At 48.1% G+C, this 4,671-nt stretch carries 4 protein-coding genes; 3 read left to right on the top strand and 1 reads right to left on the bottom strand.

From position 1 onward, the window contains the following. The coding region (locus G445_RS0108655) for a transposase (RefSeq protein ID WP_022867125.1) at positions 1–246 on the bottom strand (246 nt) is incomplete at its 3' end. A 518-nt stretch (positions 247–764) separates the two neighbouring features. Between G445_RS0108655 and G445_RS11310 the strand changes: the two genes are divergently transcribed. The 3 genes from G445_RS11310 to G445_RS10620 form a co-directional block, all read left to right on the top strand. After that, positions 765–980, top strand: a complete 216-nt coding sequence (locus G445_RS11310; protein WP_180962156.1) for a hypothetical protein — start codon at positions 765–767, stop codon at positions 978–980. A gap of 329 nt (positions 981–1,309) precedes the next feature. Further along, positions 1,310–3,412: an LPXTG cell wall anchor domain-containing protein gene (locus tag G445_RS0108645; protein ID WP_022867128.1), complete on the top strand. Its 2,103-nt coding sequence runs from the start codon at positions 1,310–1,312 to the stop codon at positions 3,410–3,412. Positions 3,413–4,122: 710 nt separating this feature from the next. Continuing rightward, on the top strand, positions 4,123–4,671 hold a 549-nt coding region (locus G445_RS10620; RefSeq protein ID WP_040431101.1), incomplete at its 3' end, for an ABC transporter transmembrane domain-containing protein.

The following is a 4,671-nucleotide window of genomic DNA, read 5'->3' as shown; positions in this document are numbered from 1 at the left end:
CAACTCGGCATTCTCACGCTTAAGACGCTTAATCTCAGCATGCTCCTCACGAGTGAGTCCTGGACGCTGCCCTGCCTGTACCAATGATTGCTCATACCAGCGTCTGAGCGACTCCACCGCCACTCCCAACCTCGGAGCAATCTCGCTAACAGCCCTCCACTGCGAACACGAGCCATCCTGGCTCAAACGATCACTAACCATCCGAACCGCGCGATCCTTAAAACCCTGCGAATACCTCTTAGCCATATTCCCAATCCTCTCAAAAACAGACAGGAACAAAACCCAGTACGCTTCAACTAAATCAGCAGATACCCTCCCCTTACCTAAAACGAGCTATGCGATACTTCTTCAAACTGCCATAATTCTTTGCGTTTTTGGTGGTAACCATAAAGCTACGGCTGCACTTATTAAAGCCAGCACACCTACCGTTGCTGCTATCCAATCCATCTTTGCCCATGCCGGAATTGGACGACCAACATCAGTCGCATCTACCCCAGCACCAAACGCGATAAAGAAGTAAATCAAGCATGCAAGACCTGACTGATGTCCCCCAGATTAGCCCCTGGCTTAGAGCCAAGGACGCGCTCATCACTTTATTTCCTCGAAGCTCCCGGTAGCGCAGAAGTTCGAAGCCTGGGTGTTCGATGAAGCGCTACCGACGATTCGCCGCCACGGTTACAGGCGTGCAGAACAACAACCACTACCCTAACAGGCACCGGGTCACTGACGCGGCTTCGCTGTCAACAGTCGCGGGTTTTGATCATATGGCCGCCACGCTCTCTCGCTTCGCAGGCAGGTTCAGCATTTTAGGAGGCACAGTAGCTACAACGCTGCTCACCGTAGCGATGGGCGCAATGGGAGCCGGGATAAACCTGCGCAACGTAATTAAGTCTGGAGGGCGCGCCCTCGTCCTCGGAATAATCTTGACTGTCCTGATCACCACAGTATCGCTGGCAACCGTGCTACTGATTGTCGAATAAGGTTAAGTTCGGAATACGTCACCGGATTAGGTTTTATCCACGTGGCCACGGCTGGCACGTCATAAATCGGTTCACTGCCTAAGAATTTTGGAGCATTTTTCCAAGACAGCCGTGCCGTAAAAAGTTGAGCCTGGCAGGAAAAATTTACTCCCTGTATCTCTAGAGAATCAGACGCTCTCTTCTGATTCAAATAGCTATATATTCTCTAGATTTTTTTTGGGAAATATCTGCAAGGTATATCACTGGAAACCGGGAAATGTTGACTTGCACGGCGAGCTATGTAAAATTTTTTTCACCAAGATATTCCAACAAAGAGAGAGTACACCGCGTTGAATACTAAAAAAACCAAATGCTTAGCTGCAGCACTGTCACTGGGTGTAGGCTTCACGATTGCCACTACGAATGCTTTCGGAGCCAATAAACCAGCACCGAACTCCACCCCAGTTCCTTCGACCAATACTAAAATTTCCTTAACCCGTGAGCAGCTACAAGCTGCTATTAAAGATGCTACAAACGAAGTTGCTCAGGCTAAGAAAAATCTTGATGAAAAGACTGCCTTATTGAATGAGGCAAAGAAAACATATGACAAGGCCGTTTCGACAGTAGAAGCCAAACAGGCCGAAGTTAAAGATTTGCAAACGCAAACTGCAGCTTTATTGCAGCAAAAAGAAGAAGCTGAAAAAGCCGTTCAAGTTGCAGAAGATGATTTGAAAAAAGCTATCGAGAACTCTGGTGCCGCTGACGATCTTAAGAAGCTACAAGAGGATCAAAAAGTAGCTGCAAAAGAGGCTGAGGAAGCGACTGCAGCCGAGGTTTTGGCACAACAGAAGCTAGAAAAAGCTCAGCAAGAGAAGAAGCAAGCCGACGAAAAAGTTGCTGAGTTTGGAAAAGAAGTTGTCTCAGCTACCAAAAAAGTTGATGAAGCTAAAACCCAGTTGAACCAGCTTGAACAGAAACAAAAAACGCTCAAGGAAACCATTGAGCTGTTAGAGGGAAATCACCCGAATATTGCTAGTGAATTGCAAGAATCAAAAAGTCAACTAGCAGAAGCTGATAAAACCAAAAAAGATAAGGAAGCATTCCTTACTGAAAAGACCAACGAGTATAACAAGCTCGTAAAAGAGGCGGTATCCGCTAGGTCCGCAGTAGAAACCCTGACCAAGAAGTTGGAAGAAAAACGGGCTCGCCATAAGGACCTTACGGAAGAGAACCAACAGAACCTTGTGCGAAAAAACGAGCTTGAAAATAAGAAAAAGACATTCCAGGCTAATCTAAAGCAGAAACAACAAGAAGTTGCGTCTTTTGACGAGGATATCAAGCGGGCACAAGCAGACTATGAAGCAGCGCTAGCCGAAGACAAGAAGCAATCTACCGCCGAGACGCAGAATAAAATTAAGAATGCGGAAAAAAATAAACAGCTAGCAGAAAATAATAAGAAGACAGCCGAAGGGGAAGCTAATAACCTAAAAGCTGAGATTACTACTTTGGAAGAAAAATATTCTTCCTTAATTCAGGAAATACTGAAAAAGGCAGTTGAAAGTAGAAGTCTAGAAGTTGACATCGAAGAACTTGATAAAAAGCTTAAGACGGAAACGACCGCTGCCGAGAATCGCTTCAAAAAAGCAGACGAAGCCGAAAACGCCCAAAAAGAAGCTAAACGAGCAGCTGATGATGCCATAAGAGATTACGAGAATAAAAAACATGCCGCGGATGAGCTAGAGGCAGTTGCAAACAAGCTAGAAAAAGCCAAGCAAGACGAAAAAGGAGTTGCGCAGGAAAAGCAGCAATTCGAAACACTACTAGCTGAAGCCCAAAATACTCTGAATTTGGCGACAAGCAACAAGCTACAGGCCGAGAAAAACGCTAAATTAAAAGACAATCAGCTTAAACAAGATCAGGTAGCTGAAGAAAAAGCCAAGGAGAGAAAGCTAGCTGCAGACAAAACGCTTTCCCAAGCGGATTCTGATTTGAAGCATGCCATGGACAAGAATGCGCCTGTCGCCTCTGCCAACAAAGCGCTTCAGAAAGCGAAGCTGAACTTGGCCGAAGCCCAGAAAACTTGGGGAGCTAAGAACGAGGCGTTAACAAAAGCGCAACATGACCTATCTGATTTGAGAAATGCTGAAGCAAAGGCTAGAACTGCTTTTGAATCTGCCACATCAGAACTTAACGAAGCTAAAAAATCTAGCGAAGAACTAGAGCGCAAGTTAGCTAAACTACGCGCTGAGCTGCAGGCTATGAGAATGCTTTCCGAGGCTACAGACCCGTCTGGCGTGCGAAAGAATAATTCGAATAACAAGCCCGATAGTCAACAGCCAAAGGCAAAACAGCTTGCAAATACCGGCACAGACATCACACTATTACCCGTGGGAGCAGGTATCACTTTGCTAGGCATTAGCCTCCTTGGAACTAGAAAACGCCGAACTGAATAGGAAAGGCAGATTAAGTCAATCTGATATGTGATGCATAAATCTGTATTGACCATCACCGATGGACGATAACTGCCAGATCCAATACAACTGTTAGACCTGGCGATAGTACAGGGGATTATACAGAACATAATCAGCAACGGATACATCCAAGAGGGGGTGGCTCGTACTACACAGTATGAGCCACCCCCTCTTATTTATGGCAAGTCCGTATTATTCGGGCATTAGCCCTTCGGATCCCTACACATCCGCAAAGGCTGGGCAGGCCACTAAACCACCCCGACACGCCCGGCAAAACTTGCGAAACTCACCGAGCAGATCGATGCACTAATTGGGCAGAACCAGCGCCACGCACTCGACCAAAACGCCTACCAAGCCCGCTACACCGAGCTCGATGCGTACTACCGTAAGACACTCGCACGCAAAACAAGCCTCGAAGCCGACACACAGCAAAGACAGCCAAACATGCGGCCGCGACTACAGCCCTCGACGATCTCACGGGCGAACCTGTGAGCGAGTTCCGCCCCTCACAGTGGAGCGCACTCATCGACACGCCATCGTAGGCGAGGACACGATCCGATTCGTATTCCGCACCGGTGAACAGGTGAGGATTGCCCTGAAAGGGTGATGCTCGTATCGGCTGACATGCAGGGTTGGACACACCTCCCAGAAATAAAGTAAGGTTAGCCTTACTTAATAAGGACGGTGTTTACGTGGACGATAGTGTAACAGATCAGGTTGTTGAAGGCGAGTATGGATCCGCGAAGGAAAAATCTGTCGCTGGCCAGAACGCGATCCGTCAGCTATCGCAGCCGGTGAAAGGCAAACTGTTTATCGCGCAGGTTTTAGCTTTTCTCTCTGGTGTGTTGGCTATCGCACCCTATGTGGCTTTGGTGGAGCTTGGCGGTGCGCTTATGCAAGACCGGGTGGACGCGGCGCTGGTGAACTGGATCGTGATGCTCCTCGTCAGCGCATACATGGCCCGGTTGACCTTATATTTTGTTGCATTGGGCGTGACGCATTTTATTGACCTGTCGTTGCGTAATCAGATGCGTCGGCAGATTGCCGCCCGCATGTCGACTGCTCCGCTGTCGTGGTTTACCCGCGAGGGTGAGGGTAAGATCCGCAAGACCATTCAGGATGATACGGCCACGGTGCACACAGTGATCGCGCACGGGCCGATCGAGAAACTGAACGCGATCGTATCCCCGCTCGCCTTGCTGATGTATGCCTTTGTGGTGGATTGGCGACTCGCGTTGCTG

It is taken from the genome of Actinotignum urinale DSM 15805, from assembly GCF_000420445.1.
Classification (GTDB): Bacteria; Actinomycetota; Actinomycetes; order Actinomycetales; family Actinomycetaceae; genus Actinotignum; species Actinotignum urinale.
Note: the sequence above shows the minus strand (reverse complement) of the source record. Positions and strands in the feature narration are given on the sequence as shown.

What these genes read in the sequence shown, in the direction of transcription:
- G445_RS11310 (WP_180962156.1), top strand. Translation starts at nt 765, where the DNA reads ATGGCCGCCACGCTCTCTCGCTTCGCAGGCAGGTTCAGCATTTTAGGA.